This window comes from Vibrio sp. T13N (assembly GCF_032970445.1).
Classification (GTDB): domain Bacteria; phylum Pseudomonadota; class Gammaproteobacteria; order Enterobacterales; family Vibrionaceae; genus Vibrio; species Vibrio diabolicus.
Genome location: NZ_JAWJYE010000013.1, coordinates 25010 through 44149 on the forward strand (window position 1 = coordinate 25010; position 19140 = coordinate 44149).

General features: G+C 45.5%; 17 protein-coding genes. 9 read left to right on the plus strand and 8 right to left on the minus strand.

Features of this window, described 5'->3' with window-relative positions:
* Window positions 1-16 precede the first annotated feature (16 nt).
* Together R2S67_RS18545 and R2S67_RS18550 are read left to right on the plus strand one after the other, a co-directional pair.
* Window positions 17-1795 carry a S8 family peptidase gene (locus tag R2S67_RS18545; RefSeq protein WP_317346577.1) on the plus strand — a complete coding sequence of 593 codons (1779 nt, stop codon included), beginning with the start codon at window positions 17-19 and terminating at the stop codon, window positions 1793-1795.
* Window positions 1796-1807: 12 nt separating this feature from the next.
* The gene (locus tag R2S67_RS18550) at window positions 1808-2263 is read left to right on the plus strand and encodes a hypothetical protein (protein WP_164665694.1); all 456 of its coding nucleotides are present in this window, start codon (window positions 1808-1810) and stop codon (window positions 2261-2263) included.
* 147 nt (window positions 2264-2410) lie between these two features.
* Here the strand turns inward: R2S67_RS18550 and R2S67_RS18555 are convergent, their stop codons facing one another.
* The 3 genes from R2S67_RS18555 to R2S67_RS18565 all read right to left on the minus strand — a co-directional run bounded on the left by R2S67_RS18555 (window position 2411) and on the right by R2S67_RS18565 (window position 5310).
* Window positions 2411-3340, minus strand: coding sequence for an SRPBCC family protein (locus R2S67_RS18555; RefSeq protein ID WP_317346579.1), 930 nt, complete (start codon window positions 3338-3340; stop codon window positions 2411-2413).
* 88 nt (window positions 3341-3428) lie between these two features.
* Window positions 3429-4670, minus strand: coding sequence for a HAMP domain-containing sensor histidine kinase (locus R2S67_RS18560; protein ID WP_317346580.1), 1242 nt, complete (start codon window positions 4668-4670; stop codon window positions 3429-3431).
* A complete protein-coding gene (locus R2S67_RS18565) occupies window positions 4642-5310 on the minus strand; it encodes a response regulator transcription factor (protein WP_047009266.1) in 669 nt (222 codons plus the stop codon). The genes R2S67_RS18560 and R2S67_RS18565 overlap by 29 nt, the downstream gene beginning before the upstream one ends.
* Before the next feature lie 90 nt (window positions 5311-5400).
* Between R2S67_RS18565 and R2S67_RS18570 the strand changes: the two genes are divergently transcribed.
* Window positions 5401-6600 carry a DUF5666 domain-containing protein gene (locus R2S67_RS18570; RefSeq protein ID WP_317346582.1) on the plus strand — a complete coding sequence of 400 codons (1200 nt, stop codon included), beginning with the start codon at window positions 5401-5403 and terminating at the stop codon, window positions 6598-6600.
* Between the two features lie 158 nt (window positions 6601-6758).
* Here R2S67_RS18570 and R2S67_RS18575 read toward each other — a convergent pair whose 3' ends face one another.
* A complete protein-coding gene (locus R2S67_RS18575; RefSeq protein WP_047009268.1) occupies window positions 6759-7808 on the minus strand; it encodes a hypothetical protein in 1050 nt (349 codons plus the stop codon).
* Between the two features lie 438 nt (window positions 7809-8246).
* Here R2S67_RS18575 and R2S67_RS18580 point away from each other — a divergent pair, with 438 nt between their 5' ends.
* Window positions 8247-8708: a hypothetical protein gene (locus tag R2S67_RS18580; protein WP_065646681.1), complete on the plus strand. Its 462-nt coding sequence runs from the start codon at window positions 8247-8249 to the stop codon at window positions 8706-8708.
* Between the two features lie 93 nt (window positions 8709-8801).
* Entirely contained in the window at window positions 8802-9275 is a 474-nt protein-coding gene (locus R2S67_RS18585; RefSeq protein WP_114322961.1) for a copper chaperone PCu(A)C, read from the plus strand.
* Between the two features lie 339 nt (window positions 9276-9614).
* Here the strand turns inward: R2S67_RS18585 and yegD are convergent, their stop codons facing one another.
* From yegD to R2S67_RS18600, 3 genes are all read right to left on the minus strand, one after another.
* Window positions 9615-10967, minus strand: coding sequence for a molecular chaperone (gene yegD / locus R2S67_RS18590; protein WP_006742470.1), 1353 nt, complete (start codon window positions 10965-10967; stop codon window positions 9615-9617).
* A 112-nt stretch (window positions 10968-11079) separates the two neighbouring features.
* Window positions 11080-11703, minus strand: coding sequence for a hypothetical protein (locus R2S67_RS18595; protein ID WP_005395624.1), 624 nt, complete (start codon window positions 11701-11703; stop codon window positions 11080-11082).
* A 325-nt stretch (window positions 11704-12028) separates the two neighbouring features.
* Window positions 12029-12349, minus strand: coding sequence for a DOPA 4,5-dioxygenase family protein (locus R2S67_RS18600; protein ID WP_005375836.1), 321 nt, complete (start codon window positions 12347-12349; stop codon window positions 12029-12031).
* A 657-nt stretch (window positions 12350-13006) separates the two neighbouring features.
* On the opposite strand from R2S67_RS18600, the gene pdhA reads away from it, so the two are divergent.
* From pdhA to R2S67_RS18615, 3 genes are read left to right on the plus strand one after another with little or no spacing between them, the layout of a single operon-like run.
* Window positions 13007-14101 (plus strand): pyruvate dehydrogenase (acetyl-transferring) E1 component subunit alpha, encoded by a 1095-nt coding sequence (gene pdhA / locus R2S67_RS18605; protein ID WP_317346586.1) that lies wholly within the window; start codon window positions 13007-13009, stop codon window positions 14099-14101.
* Window positions 14094-15077: an alpha-ketoacid dehydrogenase subunit beta gene (locus R2S67_RS18610; RefSeq protein WP_005395620.1), complete on the plus strand. Its 984-nt coding sequence runs from the start codon at window positions 14094-14096 to the stop codon at window positions 15075-15077. The genes pdhA and R2S67_RS18610 overlap by 8 nt, the downstream gene beginning before the upstream one ends.
* Entirely contained in the window at window positions 15074-16222 is a 1149-nt protein-coding gene (locus tag R2S67_RS18615) for a dihydrolipoamide acetyltransferase family protein (RefSeq protein ID WP_047009272.1), read from the plus strand. The genes R2S67_RS18610 and R2S67_RS18615 overlap by 4 nt, the downstream gene beginning before the upstream one ends.
* Window positions 16223-16288: 66 nt before the next feature.
* On the opposite strand, the gene R2S67_RS18620 is transcribed toward R2S67_RS18615, so the two are convergent.
* Window positions 16289-17254: an electron transfer flavoprotein subunit alpha/FixB family protein gene (locus R2S67_RS18620; RefSeq protein WP_048625137.1), complete on the minus strand. Its 966-nt coding sequence runs from the start codon at window positions 17252-17254 to the stop codon at window positions 16289-16291.
* Between the two features lie 138 nt (window positions 17255-17392).
* Between R2S67_RS18620 and R2S67_RS18625 the strand changes: the two genes are divergently transcribed.
* The gene (locus R2S67_RS18625) at window positions 17393-19054 is read left to right on the plus strand and encodes an electron transfer flavoprotein-ubiquinone oxidoreductase (RefSeq protein WP_317346588.1); all 1662 of its coding nucleotides are present in this window, start codon (window positions 17393-17395) and stop codon (window positions 19052-19054) included.
* The last annotated feature ends 86 nt before the right edge of the window (window positions 19055-19140 follow it).

A 19140-nucleotide genomic window follows, 5' to 3' on the forward strand; every position in this document is an offset into this window, starting at 1 on the left:
AGACATGAGGTCAAAAATGGAAATACGCATTAACCGCCTATTTGCTGCTATGTTGGCAGTAGGCATTGCACCTGCCGTCACGGCGTTTGATCCACTCTATTCTGAACAATGGCACTTAGACAACACAGGGCAAACTGCTTTTGCAGCTAACCCAGCTGTTGCTGGGAACGACCTAAACACCAAGCTCACTCAAGCAATGGGTATTGCGGGTATTGGTGTAAAAGTCGCGGTCATTGATTCTGGAGTGCAGATCGATCACCCAGATCTTGCAGGTAATATAGTTACAGGTAGCAGAAACTTCGTCGAAGACTCTTCTTTCCCATTAAGTTATCCGGTTGATACCAATGGTCACGGCACTGCTGTCGCCGGTTTGATCAGCGCAGTCGGCAACAATGGTGAAGGTGGACGCGGTGTTGCTTCTCACTCTTCTCTTATTGGTTTTAACTGGTTAGCCAACCAGACATTAGAAGGCTGGCTAATCTCTCACGGCATGGACCCAGCCACACGCGATGTTCGTGTATTTAACCAAAGCTATGGTTTCAGCCCGATCAACCCAATAACTTTTGATGAAAGCGATCCTCAACTTAAACTTGAAATGGACGTGATAAAAAATGTCAGCGAGAGTAACTCATGGGGACGCGGTGCTGTATTTGTTAAGTCAGCCGGCAATGGTTATCGCTATTTCAATGCGGGAAGATTCTTCGTATTACCAAGTAACTTCTTTGCTGGTGGAGACAACCAAGGCTTGCCGATGCACAACTCCGCTCAGTCTTATGACAACGCCAACTATTTTAATTTAATCACCAGTGCACTACGTGCGGATGGCACGCGAGCGAGTTACTCATCGGTGGGGTCTAACGTGTGGGTTGCCGCACCAGCAGGTGAATATGGGCAAGACTTCCCTGCCATGGTCACCACCGATTTGATGGGTTGTGAAGAAGGGCAAAATACCAGCGACGGACTTGGTATCAATGGCTTACACGGCGGTACGGAGCTAGACCCGAATTGTAACTATACCAGTACAATGAACGGAACCTCGTCGGCTGCGCCAAACACGTCCGGTGCCATCGCGGCAATCATGTCCACAAATCATGCACTTTCTGCTCGTGATGTACGTGCTTTACTAGCAGAAACAGCAAAAGTAACGGATAAAACGCATCCAGGCGTACAACTTGAATTTACTAACCACAAAGGTGAACAGGTTAGCTACGAGGCTATTTCTCCTTGGCAGAAAAACGCTGCAGGCGTAGATTTCCATACTTTTTATGGCTTCGGCGCTGTCGATTTGGATGAAGCAATGCAACGTGCTCGCATGACAAATCGTGTTTTACCGCCTCAAGTTATTACGCCTTGGGTTAATAATGCTAAAGAAATCAGTGTACCCGATGCGAGTCTGGCTGGCGGTTCATCAAGTATCGCTATTACCGATGATCTGAAGGTAGAATCCGTTCAAGTGAAATTGACATTAGACCACTCTCGCCTGCCCGACTTAGCTATCGAGCTCGTTTCGCCATCAGGGACTCGTTCCGTTTTGCAAACACCACGTAATGGTCTTGTTGGTCAATCTCTTGACCCAACGATTACTGGCTACAAAGACCAATTAATGTTGTCTAACCAGTTCTATGGCGAAGATGCAAAAGGCGAATGGACATTACGAGCAATAGATACGAATGGCGACGAAGTCTTTTCTTACATTGCATATTTTAACTCTTCAACCATCTATGACGTTCCGATGGCAAACAACACTCAGCCAGGTGTTATTAAGAACTGGTCGATGCGCATCTTTGGACACTAAGGAGTCAATTACATGAAATACATATCATTTTCTATGCTGGCTCTTTCTATGATGACAGCTAGCGCATACGCTGAGCAACAACTCTCTCAACAACCCGCACCTGAACTGTTCGTGCCTTCAGAAGCGGTTGAGATTAATGGCCAAGATTATCGCAAGGTGCAAACGGGTACAGCTAGGAGCCTATACGAAGAAGTAAAACTTCAAGCCGGTGATGAAGTGTTTAAGAATGCGTTTAGCAATGTATCCAAGGCCACTGGACTGGTTTACATCACGGTAAACAACCCTAACGAAGCGAAATCGGTCGCCAAAGAGCTAAAGCTGGAAGTTGTCTTCGCAGAGGGAGAGTCTGCGGTGTTAAAAGCATCTCAAGATCAAGACCTACTGAGCATTAGCGACTATCTAAACGCAGACAGCCGGGTAAAAGCGTCTAAAATTGAACTAAACAGCGGTAAGTACCGTGCACAATAATTCTCTAGCAAGAGAAGTTGGCTGATAAAACCATGCCTCAGCGATTGCTGAGGCATTTTTATAGGTGGGTATAGAGACCCTCTTTTTCCTTTGTAGATTACTACGGAACTAGCATGATATTTAGGGGAGCGTGTCCGGCTGCGCCTGTCATTTCTTAAATAAAATAACTTCGGTTCTTAGTTTATCCTGCGTGGTTTCTTGCGGATTATCTAAGTAGCGCTCAATCCCTAATGGACTGATTTTGGCTTTCATACCGCTCTGGCGAACCAAGTTCATCGCTAAAGCCCAGGCATTTCCCAAAAACTGATACTCCCCGCGGTGCTCGACGACAAATGTTTCACTCTTAGGTATGGTACCGGAAACCGCTCCCTCTGGCGCAGTTACCTCGTTATCAAGTGGTAAGCAAGTGATAAACTCAAACGTGCCTTTCTGCGTATCCATCGACTGGTAATAACAAAATAACTCACCGTTCACAGATAAGCCCTTGTTATCAACTATCTGCTTTAACTTGTGAACTTGTTCTTCTATTACCGGACCTAATTCTGGAATGGTGGCCTCGCCTTTTATTCCGATATAGTGAACCTGAGGCAGGGTTCGATTACCAATTTCAACCAAGTCTGAGAGCACTTGCCCGGTTTCAAGTTTGCTTTTGAGCATGCGTAGCCCACGTTGATAATCCATCTCTATCATCGACTTAAACATACTTTTCAAAAAGAACAGATACCAAGGAACGCGTGATTGCATTTGCCATTCGACTAAACAACCATCTTGTGACGGCGTCACTATTAGAGTCACCTTTCCGTGACTCTTGATTGGGCGAAAGAAATGAAGCTCCATATCTAACCGATGCTCTTGAGTGCTTTCAAGTACGATGGCACCAGTCCCAATACGCTGACCATTCCATTGGTAACCGGCTCCAACGTGACCTTGATTATCGCTGAATGTCAGCTCGCAGCTCGGTTCAAGAATGATCCAAGGTGACCAATCAGGCCAGTTATTAAAATCCTTGAGATAGCCAATAATCTCGCTTTGATTCTTATTAATTTCAATACTTCTGCTGACCTGATAAGAAAGCATAACGGTTCCTCAAGTTTCCGCGTCACTAACTTCAGTCTAATTCAAATTCCAGTTTTTTCTTGTTTGACTGTGGGTTAGACGCACAAAGCTAGGAACAGAATTCCACTTTCGCACTAAATCGAACACCATCATCGTCCAGTATTAACGCCCATCCCATTCGTTCACATATGCGTTGTACGATAACAAGACCACAACCGTAGCCGGCGTTGTACGTCTCGTTACCATCGTGACGATTCAGGATCTTAAGAGCATGACCTTTCAACTCAATTTCAATATCCCCTACACTATAGCTAAAGGCGTTTTTAATCAGATTGTTGATAACAATGGTCACAAAACTCTCTGGAGCCGTCACTACACCACTATGTTGTTCGTGCAAAGCGTAATTCGAATCTTGCTTGGCAAATAAAGGAGCCAGCTCTTCCAACTGTTTTTGTAGACAAGTAAGAAGCGGATGCTCTCCGTAATGCTGAGGCTCTATTTTCTCTTTACCGAGCAAGAGAAACGCTTCTGTCAGTACGCGCATGTCTTCACAAGCTGACTGCATCCTCGCGATGGCTTTTTGCGCGACTCGAGGTTGTTCTGGAATACGCGTTAGAATGTCTGTTGAGCCTTTGATCACCATGATTGGCGTTCTCAACTCATGCGATGCAAAACGGCTAAATTCTTGCTCTCGTTTGAAATAGCCCGCGATATCGTTTTTATTATCCAGCAAAGTTTGCTCTATCTGGCGTGTCTCGCTGAACTTGGTTTCAACTTGGAAAGCGGGTTGATCCGGTGACATTTGGCTGATTTTGTCTTCGATTTGCGCTAGTGGTCGAGACAATATTCGCACCATATAAATGCCATACCCGACCATAACAAATGAAAATAAGCCACCGAGCAGTAGCGTAAACTGATGCAGCGAGCTTTCGTATTCGTCGAGGTAGTCATCGGAGTCATCTTGAAACACAATGTACATAAGCCCCTTCCCTGAGGGATGTTTCAATACGACAAAGTGTTTGTCTTCGTCACCAAGCAGATATTCATAAAAACCGGGCGAAGTAAAAGAGAGCAACCAATCCGGTGTCGGTGCTTCACTCCAATATGAGTTGAACTCCAATACGTTTGGCAATGGCGCATCCCAGCCCTGTTTCTCGAAACTCTCACTATAAAGTGCCGCTTCAGTATCAAGCCAGTGATGTAAACTCAGCACTTCAAGTTTGTTTTCTGCCACATAAATCAGCGACCAAAAAAGAGTAAACATCACAAACGTCATGCCCCCAAAACCCCAACGGATCTTGCGATAAATACTTGGATATTCGTTATGCTTTAAGTCGGTAACCTTGTCCATGAATAGTCTCTAATCGTGATTCTTCAAAACCTTTGTCTAACGCGGTTCTTAAACCATAAATATGGCTACGAAGTGCATCACTTCCGGGTGGTTCGTCTCCCCACACACTATCGATCACTTCTGTGCGCGAAACCGATGCTGGAGCACGTTGGAGAAGTAACTTTAAAATCTTGGTTTGAATTCGGCTCAGCTTAATTTCTTTGTCTTTTCTCGTCACTTTGCCTGTGCGCGCATCTAAACAAATGTCCGCAAACTTGAGCGTGCCAATATCTTGCCTTGGACCGCGATTAGCCAAAGCATGAACACGCAAACTAAGCTCTTCCATCGCAAATGGCTTCATTAAATAATCATCGCCTCCCGCTTTAAATGCCGCGATTTTGTCATCTAACGTATCTTTTGCGGTTAGGAAGAGGATTGGCGTTCCACAGAGCTCATCTTGTCGCAGTTTCTGTACCGTACTAATGCCATCGAGCTTAGGCATCATGATATCCATGATGATTACATCGTAATGATTATCCTCGATTAACTTCAGTGCGGCCTCACCATGATACGCACAATCGATAATCATGCCTTCAAGCTCAAGATAGTCCGCAATCGTCTCCGAGACATTGTGGTTGTCATCTACAATTAAAATTTTCATAAAAATCACATTTCTTCACGATCTCTTCACGATATGCCCAATAAGATACAGGCAATTTCCTAAACTAGCTCGTAAATTGAGGTTAATACAATGAAAAAACTCGCTCTTATTTCTGTAGTAGGTTTGGCATTGTCTGGTTGTGGTGGTTCAGGTGGTGGCAGCAATAGCGATAGCACACCAACTCAACCAGTAGTGAAACCAAGTGTAGCGATTGGCTCTGTTGAAGCGGTCAACGCTGAAGAAAACACGTTAACCGTCAATGGATATACATACCATGTGTCTGGGGTGGTTTATGGCGATACATCAATGCAATTAGCCGATGTAGAACCCAAAATGATGGTTCAAGTAGGAACAGATGTTCGTAAAGCGTCTGACGATGGCTTCTTAGTAACACTTGAGCCAACCATTACCGGACGTGTTACAGCAATTGATTATGTGAAGAAAACATTTACGGTAAACGGCGTAGATCTGCAGTTTGACGGTTTAAGTGATGATATAGAGATCAACGACTGGGTGATGGTGTCATCCTTGCCGACTGCGGATGCGGGTTATCGAGTGTTGTCTGTGGTCGAAATCGACGTAGATAACGATTACCCAACTCTTGGAAGCTACTACGAACTGGAAGGTCGCATTACTAGTATCGATGAAAATGCTGGCACGTTTAAGCTTGGTACAAATATAACCGTATCTTACGACAACATTAGCCAACTTAGCACCGGCCAATGGGTGGAAGTAGAAGGTGAAATGCAAAACGGCGTCTTCATGGCAAATGAGGTAGAAGTTGAAGGCTACGACGTCATAAGCAATGACAGCGATGTGGAAGGCATCGTGACTTGGGTTGCAAATGATTACAGTGAGTTTTCATTAAACTACCGAGGTGCATTCTTCATCGATAACGCAACACGATTTGAAGATGGCAGCAAAGCGAACCTAAAACAAGGCCAAGAAGTGGAAGTAACGTCTGTCATGAAAAATGGCAAACGCATCGCTACCGTTATTGAGTTTGAGCAACCAGACTTTGACGATAACAACCAATGGCGCGGTAAAGAATTTGAATGTGAAGGATACGTATCAAACTACGATGCTGAAGCAAGAACATTTGACATCGAGCGTTGCGAAAACGACGCAGATCAATTGCTAAACAACACGACCGTTGTAATTGATGCACACACACGCTTCCAAGGTATCGAAGAACTTAACCTAAATGGTGCTCGTGTCGAAGTCGATGGTGTAATCATCAACGACCAAAATATTGCCCGTGAAGTGGAGTTGGACGTTTACGACAACTGATCCCTTCTACACTAAAGAAAAAGTGTCACTTCGGTGGCACTTTTTTGTTTTTCTATTTTTAAATCATCTCTCTTCTTTTGGCTCACTTTAGTAGCGAAACCTTACAGTAAAAAAAGAGCGCCGATTGACGCTCTTTCCGATCTCTAATTGATAACCAATTATGCGGCCTCTGTCTGACCTATCCAATGATAATGGTGGTTGGCTTTTTTACCCACCAAACCGAGCTCTGCCAATTCCTCAAACACCTTGTCTACCTCTTCCGCAGATAGCCTAAATTGTTTGGCAACGGCTTTTTTAGTGCACGTAATTTGATGCGTTTTAAGTGCATCGCTCACTTGCTCTAACAGAGTTTTCGGTTCTTTTGGCTCTTCAGGCTCCGGCGTTACTGGTATTTCTTGCTCTTCCTCCTCTTTGATATGAGGAAGATACCCCGCTGGCTCTGGATCGATATCGCGAACCGTTTTCAGTATCATGCCCTCATTTCGGCGGTAGAAATGTCTGAACCGTTGCTCTTCACCAATCAGGCCGACAAAAAATGCAGCAAAGAAATCCAACAGAATCGAAAGAAATACAACCAAGCCAAGCTGAGCTTGCTGAGAGGTGGTACCAAATGCGTTGGCTAAGCTATCAATCAAACCAATCACTGAGCCTTGCGTCACCGGTGGCAAACTATCGCGTTCCATAGCCAAGCGTTGCTGCTCTTCGCGTAAGGTTTTGTTTTGCTCCTGAATGCGAGTTACACCGGTCGCGATACGCTCCATCTCGATGTATTTCTGCGCCGCCATATTGTTGAGCTCAATCTGTTTATCGATTGCCGCAATCTGGCGATTAAACGCTTCCACTTTCGCCTGCTCTACCGAAATATGACTTTGTGCGCTGTTTGTTGCACTGTTAATGCCACCAATACTACCGCCAATGGAGATCGCAGCTAAGACTAAATAAAACACGAGAGCGGTTGCCGCCCCTGTATAGTTGCGATGGGCTCGGCGCTCACCGTATTCATACCAAGCGTAGAACTTACCCGCTTCAAAAATAATCGCTAAACCACCAAATAAGGTTTGCATCATCGGGTTTTCGTCGATCGACAAAAACAGCAATAGAGAAAAAATAGTCGATGCTAAAATCGCGGCACCAGTGAATGCGTATACACTCACCATGGCAAATCGACCTTTAGGGTATCGATATCCAATCTGTTGTTCGTATTTCATTTGAGAAATTTCTTAAGATTAATCGCCCCTCCGACTAAGTAGGACGGACGTTCTGGCATGTACAAAGGAGCGCAGAATACCGTATCCTTTATTAAATTACTGTCATAATTCCGTTAATGGAAAACAAGTGAAGATTCGGTGTGCATTTTGAATCGATATCAGCCAAATCTAGCACGTAAAAACACCACCACGACACCCACTAACCGAAGCTTCAGTGACATATAAGAGAGATTAATTCGGTATCTTCAAAAGCGACTAGACAAGACTGACAAGTTGAATTGGAGGTTGTGAATGCCAGCCGAATCAAGACATTAAAGCGTTAATAACAGGCAATAAAACAAATAATGCACACTTGCATCACCTTTTAGTAAACTGATAATTACATTGTTTGGTTAATTTGTTAGTATCCCGCGCCGAAGAAGATAAGCACTCAATTGTATGGAAAACACTCTAATACAGCATAAACACCATCGCTTGCACGCTATTGCGGTTATTATCGCGGTGTTGTTTCAGTTGTATTTAGCGTCCACAGCGACTCTTAACCCAACACAAGTTCACAGCACAACCTGGCTTAACAAAGTTCAAAGTGAAAAGGTCTTACTGTGTACCGCAGATGGTTTCAAATGGGTGGATATCAATACGCTGATTGAAGCTAACGCTCAACCTTCTTCTACGCTCATTCAAGATCTTAATTTACATGAAGGCTTTCAGTTTGAGTGTCCGCTTCTTCAAGCGGTTCAATTCTTTCTTTTGGTTGCGATTGGGCTATACCTGACTACCATCCATTGGCTGCGCCGAGTCAAGAACGCCCTGACGCCTTACCGATTTTCAAAATGCGATAGGCTCGTTTACAAACACATCGCGCCTAAGCACTCTCCGCCGAGTGTTTTTCCTGCCTAACAGGCATCTAATCATTAACAACTTTATTCAAAAATAACGATGACTCTGTTTGTTGTCCATTCAGAGAAGCCATTCATTCAAAAGGAAAAACACATGCTTAAATCATTTAAAACCGCCGCTATCGCGCTTATTGCTGTCATCGCTAGCCCGCTGAGTTTAGCGCACGATTATGAAGCAGGGAAAATTCATATCGATCATCCATGGAGCCGCGAAGCGCCACCAAACGCACCTGTTATCGGTGGTTTTTTTCAATTAACCAACCACGGTAACAGTGAAGATGCATTGATCGCAGCAGAAAGCCCAATCGCAGGACATGTCGAAATTCACACGCATAAGAAAGAAGATGGTGTGATGAAAATGATTAAGATTGACGAAGTGCGCGTTCCCGCCAATGACTCAGTGTTGTTTAAGCCAGGCAGCTTCCATTTAATGATTTTCAATCCAACACAAGCGCTCAAAGAAGGTGACCGCTTCCCTATGACGTTAACATTCAAAAACGCGGGTAAAGTGGAAGTAGAAATGGCGGTTGAAAAACAAGGTCACATGGAAAAACACATGCACCATTAATGACGTAAACAAAAATGCCCGCTGATTTAGCGGGCATTTTTATTTCAGCTTAGTAAAAATCATTATTCCGATAGATCATAACCCGATTCTTCAGAATAATGGCAGCGAGTTGCGCTTAGCGAGACGAAGTCATATACATAACAGCATGCTCGGACAATAGATCTGAATCACGCTCGTCCCTCATTGTTCAGAATGACATTGAAAGATTTAAGAACCCTAACAAGGTTCCCTACTCGCATGAAACTCAATCTCTCAGCGAAGTCTTCCAACCATCATTTGATAAGCCTAAGCGAAGCCATAAATTTGGTAACAATGCCCATAGCGCAATTAGTTTTCTTTCTACTTGAAACAGACCTCAGCCCAACGAGCTAGGCCAGCAGTTACCGAGCCAAAATAATTTCCACTGACGACCGGAATATTTGGCAGTACGGTTTGCACCGCATCGCGCAAAATTGGCGAGCGTGCCGAACCACCAGTCATAAAGATAGCATCGGGTTTCACCCCAGCTTGCTCTACCGCTTCTGTCACCAACGCCGTCATTTTATTCTTCGGCGACTGAATCGCTTCGATCATTTCGTCTCGTTGCACATCGACTTCAATCAGTTCTGACAGTAAGTTGATGCCAGTTCGGTAAGATGCTTGTTCTGAAAGCGCCACTTTCGCTTCTTCGGCACGGCGAACAATGTTATAGCCTAAAGACTCATGATACACCTCTAGCAAACGAGCAAGCTTTTCTGGCTCTTGAGCCTGCTTTTGAAGCAACTTCAACGCGGATAGGTTCTCTCGCGAATAGAAATCACTCTGCGCTTCTACATTGTTGATTGCTATCGGGTTCCAGAATTGGGTGGTCGGCATCACAATACCTGACTCCATTTTGCTTTCCATGCCAAACGGGAACATGAGCTGCTTAAATGCTAACGCGATATCAAGATCATTCCCGCCGACGCGCTGGCCACTATGAGCTAACAAGCTTGCGGTCCTATCCGCTTTGCCACGCCAAGACGGCCCCATTTGAATCAACGAGCAGTCCGTTGTACCACCGCCAATATCGACCACTAGAATGGTTTTGTCTTCGCTGAGTGTCGCTTCATACTCTAGGCCCGCCGCGACAGGCTCAAACTGAAACTCCACATTTTGGAAGCCCGCACGTTTCGCTGCCCGCAACAAAATGCGTTCAGCCTGAATGTTAGCCGTTTCACCGCCACGCCCATGGAAGTTAATTGGTCGGCCGATAACAGCATCGGTAATACTTTGCTGCGCATCGTTTTCGGCTTGCGACTTAATATTGTCCATCATCGCGCAGACAAGATCTTCGAAGAAAGCCAATTGCACGTCACGCAAGCCAGAAGCGCCAAGAAAAGACTTCGGCGACTTTACGTAATAGATATCACGAGGATCTTCCAAATAGAGATTAAGCGCCGCCTGACCAAATGCAATGTCGTCAGATTCGAGATCAATACTTTCTTCTCTGTTTAAATTGATTGCCCGGCGTAAAACCTGCTCACCAACTTGATCTAATGGTTTAATATCTCGATGGCGAAATAAGTGCTCGGATACCGATTCACGAGTCGGTGCAGCAAGGGTGGAAGGAATAAATGGACTGCTCCCTTCTAGGTTAAGCATTACTGGCTCACCCGATTCCATTTTCGCCACTGAACAGTTTGCAGTGCCATAGTCAAAGCCGATAAACATAGTTCCTCCCACTAATAAGGGTCTGTAGACCGTTAAAAAGCCGGCAATGCTAACTTAATGGCATAGGAATTACTATCCTAAAATCGTGTGTAATTTAACGTGGCAAGTCTATCTAAGGTTTATTGCTCTCTTTTTTCATAGATGGCAAAACAACCGCAACCAATAACGCTAATAATAAGAATACAGGAGTAAGCGTTAACCCGTGCCAGATCGAATAACCGTCATGGAACAACCAGAAAATACCAACAGTCAAGAGATACGCAAAGTAACTGCAAAACACTAAGCTAATCGCAACGAAGCGCGTTCGATTGATAATAAGAATCCGCACTAGATACTGACTAAGAATACCAGAACAATGCATGGCAAGCTGCCAATTGATGATAAAGAAAGCAAGCGCAATAAACCCAGCAACCACTAGTGAATCGTGAGTATTTAAAATAAAGTAGCTACCAAATCGGCTTATGATGATCGGGTAATCCCCTTCATATACTGTTGACCAAGATATCGCGTTTGCTGCTGCAATGTAATTCGCAAAATAAGCGATGGCGTAAAAAGTCGTTTGAGAACTGAACGGCTGAAATACATCCGTACAATATCCTCGCCATTCTTCTTTGTTGGCGGTCGGTCCAACCCAGTTACGTTTTTGATGAGCGACGCGTTCGGCGAATGCAGGTCCGTTGCGAAACAACAACCAAAATATATACAGTGAAAGTATGACCAAGAGTATCGAAAACATACCCTTCCCCCTCAGAAATTATCGGCTCCACTGCCAATGGCGTTGGGGTCGTAAACTGCACTTCCCTGCTATACCTATTTCATTTATCTGAACTTATTATTTTATTGCTGCCAAAACTTATTTAACGACATGCTAAACAGAAACATGTTCTCACTTGATGCTTAAGCCCAAAAGCCTACTTGTAGGTTTAGCACACAAAAACAGGGGATGCAGAATGGAGAAAAGGAAACCGCAACTTATTAACGAACATGAAGACGCTAACTTGCTACGGTGACCGCGATGAGGGGAGAAGCATTCAAAGCGGTCATACATGCGGGAGGAACAGCTATTTCTCTAGCTTCTCTTCAAATACACCAATCTCTCTACCCAGCCAAATAGCGCGTTCCGTATGATCGAGCAACTCTTCTTCACTCACAGGATGGATAAGCACAGAAAAATCACCTCGAATCGTATCGAGCCAAGCCAAAAACTCTTCACTCAATGACTCTAGGTGAATTTCAAACATCGGCATTTTATGTGGGCCAACCAATCTTCCAACCAAAGGAAACACACGCAGCACATCTTGACGCTCTTGACGGATGATCTCGTTCAAGGCTTGCGCTTTATCTTGTTCTCTTAAAGGAAAATAAACATGAGCGTGATACATAATTTCTCCATAATCACTTCGACTTGAGCGCCATCTACTGTTGATAAGCTCAAGGACCGCCGAGGGTATACATTTGTAATGCCGTCACCCTACCCTGATTCCACTCTGTTGGGAAGAAGTTATGTATTCTCATAAGGCCGGAGTTTCGGGCACAACAAAAAATCTCAATACAACACATAACAACTACTTGAGTTGATTCATTAATAATGACTCACTTTGTCAAATTTTACAGCCAAATTTTGTTGCAAATATGTTTCATTCAATAGCAATTAAATTCGAGTTTAAAAATGCCAGCAATTAAAAATCAGCATATTACTCTACAAAATCAGGGTGTAAGCAAAACTTTACTACTGGTCAAAAGTCAAAATGAAGCACAATTTAACAATTTGTTTACACTTATTGTATCTGGCTATACCACGATTTAGTTAGAGGGTTAGATGCAGAAAAAATGTTTCTCTGTGTCTTGCGATGAAATAGCCGCAGCGGTGTTATCAAAAAATAGTTTAAAGGACGTACAGATGCCTACAGCTATAGAAAACACAAGCAACCTTAGGTATGGCCTTTGCGCTGATATCAGAGTTTGAGTACCCATACAAACTCTGGTTTGATATGAACAGCTGCAGTCCAAAAGACACGCAGCGTCAAAAGGAGCTTGAGATGAACGTTCAGGCATTACCCATGCATCGGTTTATCGACCATCATGGGGACCTAGTCGGCCAACTACCCAACTGGGCTGACACTGAAACTTTGGTCGGGTTTTACCGAGACATGGTATTAACTCGCACTTACGACAACAAAGCCGTTGCGTTGCAACGCACCGGCAAGTTAGGGACCTACCCTTCGCACCTAGGTGCTGAAGCCATCGGCATTGCGGTCGGCAGAGCGCTGAAAGCCGATGATGTATTTGTCCCTTATTATCGCGATATGCCTGCAATGTGGTGTCGTGGTATTGGCATGGAGAAGAATCTTCAATACTGGGGCGGTGATGAGCGCGGTAGTGATTTTGCTCCAGAGGACAGCCCAGTTCCTAGCCGAGATCTTCCATTCTGTGTCCCCATTGCGACGCAATGTACGCACGCTGTCGGGGTGGCTTCCGCATTGAAAATTCAAGGTAACCATGAAGCTGCGCTAGTCATGTGTGGCGATGGCGGTACATCCAAAGGGGATTTTCTAGAGTCAATAAACTGTGCGGGTGCTTGGAATATTCCACTTGTTTTCGTCGTGAATAACAACCAGTGGGCAATTTCAGTGCCGCGTAGCCTTCAATGTGCTGCCGATTTCTTATCAGAAAAAGCGCAAGGCGCTGGTATACCGGGCATTACGGTAGATGGTAACGATGTCGTCGCCGTTTATGATGCAACCAAGACCGCACTTGAGAGAGCGAGAAAAGGGAAAGGCGCAACACTCATCGAAGCGGTCAGTTACCGATTAAGTGACCACACTACTGCCGATGATGCGACTCGTTATCGTAAAGAGGACGATGTTCAAACCGCATGGCAATACGAACCTATAGCACGTCTTAAAACGTATCTCCTTAATCAAGGTGCTTGGAGCGATGAACAAGAGCAACAATGGCTAGAATACTGCAAGGAACAAGTGGAACTGGCAGTTGAACGCTACCTCAGCTTACCGTCACAAGCACCAGAAACTGGGTTCGATTATTTGTATGAATCGCTTCCCCAAGAGCTTCACGCTCAAAGAGATGAACTCATCAACAAAGCAATGCGAATGCAGGGAGGCAAACATGGCTGAGCTAACGTTAGTTGAAGCAGTAAACCTCGCTCTGCACCACGAAATGCAACAAGACCAAAATGTTGTCGTGTTAGGTGAGGACGTAGGTGATAATGGTGGCGTATTCCGTGCCACCGTAGGGCTCAAACAAGAGTTTGGTCTCAAACGAGTGATCGATACGCCACTCGCTGAAGCGTTAATCGGCGGTGTTGCGGTCGGCATGGCAACGCAAGGATTACGACCTGTCGCCGAATTTCAATTTCAAGGTTTTGTTTTTCCGGCAATGGAGCACTTAATGTGCCACGCGGCACGCATGCGTAACCGAACTCGCGGTCGCCTCACTTGCCCTGCGGTTTTTCGTGCGCCATTTGGTGGCGGTATTCACGCTCCAGAGCACCACTCAGAAAGTGTAGAGGCGCTATTTGCGCACACTGCTGGCTTTAAAGTAGTGATTCCTTCTTCACCTCAACGCGCATACGGCCTGCTTCTCGCCGCGATTCGAAGTAATGATCCCGTCATGTTCTTCGAACCGAAACGCATTTATCGAACCGTAAAATCTGAAGTCGTTGATAATGGCGAAGCACTTCCACTCGACACCTGCTTCACCTTACGTAAGGGGCGCGATATCACGCTTGTTACTTGGGGCGCATGCGTCGTAGAGTCACTTCAAGCCGCACAGACCTTATCTAGTCAAGGGATTGAAGTCGAGGTGATTGATTTGGCGAGCATTAAGCCAATTGATACCGCAACGATTTTCAGCTCACTAGAAAAAACCGGACGTTTACTCGTTGTTCATGAAGCGAGTAAAACTTGTGGTGTGGGCTCTGAGCTTTTAGCTCGAACAGCCGAACACGCCATGTGCTTACTAAAAGCCCCACCTAAACGAGTAACTGGAATGGACACCATTATGCCTTATTACCGTAACGAAGATTATTTCATGGTTCAGGAAGAAGACATTGTGACCGCAGCGCGCGAACTCGTGGAGGATTGGAAATGAAGACGTTTAACTTACCCGATCTCGGCGAAGGCCTCGCTGAATCAGAAATTGTAAAATGGCACGTTAATGTCGGTGACATGGTTAAGTTGGATCAAGTGATCTTAACTGTCGAGACAGCAAAAGCGACGGTCGACGTTCCCGCCCCCTACTCGGGCCGTGTAGTCAGCCGCCATGGGGAAGAAGGTGATATCGTCAATATTGGCGCATTGCTACTCGAAATTGACGAAACTGGCGCAGAGCGGGGGGCAACAGTAGAGAAAAAAGAGACCGCTGACGCCGCGACCGTTGTCGGCAACGTTTCTCATCAAGCGCATCACGTTAACGTCGATGACTTCTGGATTGGAGGCAATCACAACACGACTGAGAGTAATCTAGTTACTGCTCTACCGTCGGCTCGTCTATTGGCACAAAAACTTGGGGTAGATCTTAATCTCGTGTCAGGCAGTGGTCCAAACGGTCTTATCGTTGATGCCGACATTTACGACGAAGCCGGGAAACAGCGTCCGGGCACAGAAGTATTGAAAGGCGCTCGACGTACCATGGTGTCCTCGATGACTGAGTCACACGAGCACGTTGCTGCCGTGACCATTACAGAAGAAGCGTTGCTGGAAGACTGGCTGCCGAACGAAGACATCAGTATCCGCCTGGTTCAAGCGATTGTTCATGCATGTCAGGAAGAGCCCGCTTTAAATGCTTGGTTTGATGCAGAAACCATGACGCGTTGCGTGCACAATACGGTTAACCTTGGTATTGCTGTAGATAGCCGTCATGGCTTGTACGTACCCGTATTGCGCCACGCAGATGAATACGAGCCACAAGATGTTCGTCGTTGGCTCGATCAAACTGTTGAAGGGATCAGAGAGAGAAAAATCGGTCGAGAGCAATTACAGCACGCGACGATTACGCTTTCCAACTTCGGGGCGATTGCTGGCATTTACGCGACACCTGTCGTCACACCTCCGCAAGTCGCTATTGTTGGTGCTGGTCGAATACTCGACCGAGTGGTGATAAGAAATGGTCAAGCAATTTCGGTGAAAGCAATGCCGCTATCAGTAACGTTTGATCATCGCGCTTGTACTGGTGGTGAAGCAGCAAGGTTTACTAAAGTGCTTGCAGAACACCTGCAACGCCCGAGCGAAAAGTAACTGGTAAAAACCAAATGATAAAGGCTTCCAGTTCGGAAGCCTTTTGTTTGAGAGAACAGATTATATCTACAGCTTCTCTAGCAACTCCGGCATCACCTCAAATAAATCGCCGACCAACCCATAGTCAGCGATGTCAAAAATAGGCGCATCGGGATCGCTGTTAATTGCGACAATCACCTTTGAGTCTTTCATTCCCGCTAAATGTTGAATAGCACCAGAAATTCCGACAGCAATGTATAATTCAGGTGCAACAATTTTACCAGTTTGCCCGACTTGATGGTCATTAGACACATACCCCGCATCAACCGCCGCTCGGGACGCTCCTACCGCTCCACCTAGCTTATCAGCCAATTGTTCGACTAAAGCAAACTTCTCTTTACTCCCGAATGCACGACCACCCGATACCACCACTCTAGCCGCTGGCAATTCTGGTCGCTCACTTTCTGGCGTTTGCTGCGAAATAAACTCACTAAGTTTGTTGATAATCACTGTATCGACTTGAGTAACCTTAGGGACAACTGGTGTGTCTGACAGATCTAGGGCATCAAAAGCCGTACTTCGTATGGTCATCACTTTAAAGGGATCATTCGACGCGACTCTCGCCAATGCATTCCCGGCATAAATGGGACGAATCACCGTATCGATAGACTCGATGGTCATCACGTCCGAAAGTTGCCCTACATCGAGCAACGCCGCCACGCGAGGCATCACATTCTTACCAAACGTACTGGCAGGAGAAAGAATGTGTGAGTAGTTTTTGGCTACTTGTGAGATCAAAGGAGCGATATTTTCCGCTAACCCATGCTCGTATTCCTTCGCGTCAACCCAGATAATTTCTGCAACGCCCTTAACGCACTTCAACTCATCCAAAACCGATTGGCACTGATAACCAATAAGCAATACAGAAATAGGAAGCGATTTAGCATCATCCTTGATATCAAATGCCGCTTTAATTGCACACAGCGTCCCTACAGCCAACGACTGGTTGTCATGTTCCGCAATGACAAGTGTTGCTAATGGTCGGTCGTCCATGGTCATGCCTCGTATAACACGTCAGATCCATTACTTGAGCTTAGTTCACTTTACGTTAACGTCAACTGAGCTATAGTTTTCTGTATAGAAACCAAAAACCTGTCACGCAGATGACGATAATAGAAAGGAAGCAGATAGATGGAACGAGAATGTATGGAGTTTGATGTCGTGATCGTGGGAGCCGGACCTGCGGGCTTAAGTGCCGCTTGTCGTCTAGCTCAACTCAACCAAGATAGTGAAGGTGACGCACTTTCAATTTGCGTTGTAGAAAAAGGCTCAGAAGTGGGCGCACATATTTTATCTGGCGCTGTTTTTGAAACTAGTGCCTTGAATGAGCTTTTCCCCGATTGGAAAGAAATGGACGCCCCGCTATCAGCCTCAGTTCAGCAAGACCATTTCCTTTATCTTACTACTGAGCAAAACCATATTCGCGTTCCTCACTTCCTTACACCGCATCCAATGATAAATGGCGAAAATAATTATGTAATTAGCCTTGCCAACCTTTGCCGTTGGCTCGCTAACCAAGCAGAAAATCTTGGGGTGGAAGTTTTTCCTGGCTTTGCCGCTGCAAGCATCAATTATGATCAGACTGGCGCCGTGACAGGCATTAATACGAGCGATATGGGACTAGATAAGAACGGCCAAGCCAAACCTAACTTTGAGCCAGGTATCGAGCTAAAGGCAAAATACACCCTTTTTGCTGAAGGTTGTCGCGGACATCTGGGTAAAGAACTTATTCAAAGGTTCGACCTAGACGCAGGCAAGCAACCTCAGCACTACGCGCTTGGCTTAAAAGAGATATGGGAATTACCCTCTGACAGCAAGGATGTATCCGGCAGTGTTATCCACTCCGCTGGCTGGCCTTTGAGCGAGACAAATACCACTGGCGGCGGTTTTCTATATCACATGGAGAACAACCAAATCGCGGTCGGTTTGATCGTAGATTTAAACTACAGCAACCCTTACTTAAGCCCGTTTGACGAGTTTCAACGCTTTAAGCATCATCCAGCTATCGAGCAACACCTAAAAGGTGCCCAACGTATCGCATATGGTGCAAGAGCCATTGCAAAAGGTGGACTTTCTTCTCTACCGAAACAGCAATTCCCCGGCGGTTTATTGATTGGTTGTGATGCAGGCACTTTGAATGTCGCTAAAATTAAAGGCAGCCACACCGCCATGAAGTCCGGAATCATTGCAGCAGAAGCGGTACATACGGCCCGACAAACTGGGGCTTCTGAGCCAGACTACCAGTCATTGTTTGAATCATCATGGTTGTATGACGAGCTCGCCGAAACACGTAACTTTGGTGCGAACATCCACAAGTTTGGCAGCATACTGGGCGGTGCACTTTCGACCTTTGAGCATAACCTATGGCAACCACTGGTTAAGAAGCCGTTACCTTGGACTGTCAAGGACTATTCGTACGATCACGAACAGTTAAAACCTAAACAAGAGTGCCAACCAATTACATACCCAAAACCAGATGGTGAAATCAGTTTTGATAAGCCTTCGTCGGTATTTTTATCGGGAACACAGCACGAAGAGAACCAACCTTGCCACCTTGTTCTGACTTATCCTCACATTCCAATTGATGTGAATTTGGGTATGTATGACGAGCCGAGCCAGCGCTATTGCCCCGCTGGGGTTTACGAAGTGGTGGAAGTTGAGAGTAAGTTGAAGTTTCAGATAAATGCCGCCAACTGCGTGCATTGCAAAACCTGTGACATCAAAGATCCTTCACAAAACATCACATGGAAAGCGCCAGAAGGTGGTGGCGGACCAAGCTATCAAAACATGTAACCAAAGAACCACTTAAAGTGCGAAGCAGTGCATTTACTACTGCCAATTTTTGAAGTGGTTAGGCAAAAAGTCGGTAACTAACAACA

Coding starts and splice junctions, on each gene's coding strand:
- R2S67_RS18545 (WP_317346577.1), top strand. CDS start 17: ATGGAAATACGCATTAACCGCCTATTTGCTGCTATGTTGGCAGTAGGC.
- R2S67_RS18550 (WP_164665694.1), top strand. CDS start 1,808: ATGAAATACATATCATTTTCTATGCTGGCTCTTTCTATGATGACAGCT.
- R2S67_RS18555 (WP_317346579.1), bottom strand. CDS start 3,340: ATGCTTTCTTATCAGGTCAGCAGAAGTATTGAAATTAATAAGAATCAA.
- R2S67_RS18560 (WP_317346580.1), bottom strand. CDS start 4,670: ATGGACAAGGTTACCGACTTAAAGCATAACGAATATCCAAGTATTTAT.
- R2S67_RS18565 (WP_047009266.1), bottom strand. CDS start 5,310: ATGAAAATTTTAATTGTAGATGACAACCACAATGTCTCGGAGACGATT.
- R2S67_RS18570 (WP_317346582.1), top strand. CDS start 5,401: ATGAAAAAACTCGCTCTTATTTCTGTAGTAGGTTTGGCATTGTCTGGT.
- R2S67_RS18575 (WP_047009268.1), bottom strand. CDS start 7,808: ATGAAATACGAACAACAGATTGGATATCGATACCCTAAAGGTCGATTT.
- R2S67_RS18580 (WP_065646681.1), top strand. CDS start 8,247: ATGGAAAACACTCTAATACAGCATAAACACCATCGCTTGCACGCTATT.
- R2S67_RS18585 (WP_114322961.1), top strand. CDS start 8,802: ATGCTTAAATCATTTAAAACCGCCGCTATCGCGCTTATTGCTGTCATC.
- yegD (WP_006742470.1), bottom strand. CDS start 10,967: ATGTTTATCGGCTTTGACTATGGCACTGCAAACTGTTCAGTGGCGAAA.
- R2S67_RS18595 (WP_005395624.1), bottom strand. CDS start 11,703: ATGTTTTCGATACTCTTGGTCATACTTTCACTGTATATATTTTGGTTG.
- R2S67_RS18600 (WP_005375836.1), bottom strand. CDS start 12,349: ATGTATCACGCTCATGTTTATTTTCCTTTAAGAGAACAAGATAAAGCG.
- pdhA (WP_317346586.1), top strand. CDS start 13,007: ATGAACGTTCAGGCATTACCCATGCATCGGTTTATCGACCATCATGGG.
- R2S67_RS18610 (WP_005395620.1), top strand. CDS start 14,094: ATGGCTGAGCTAACGTTAGTTGAAGCAGTAAACCTCGCTCTGCACCAC.
- R2S67_RS18615 (WP_047009272.1), top strand. CDS start 15,074: ATGAAGACGTTTAACTTACCCGATCTCGGCGAAGGCCTCGCTGAATCA.
- R2S67_RS18620 (WP_048625137.1), bottom strand. CDS start 17,254: ATGGACGACCGACCATTAGCAACACTTGTCATTGCGGAACATGACAAC.
- R2S67_RS18625 (WP_317346588.1), top strand. CDS start 17,393: ATGGAACGAGAATGTATGGAGTTTGATGTCGTGATCGTGGGAGCCGGA.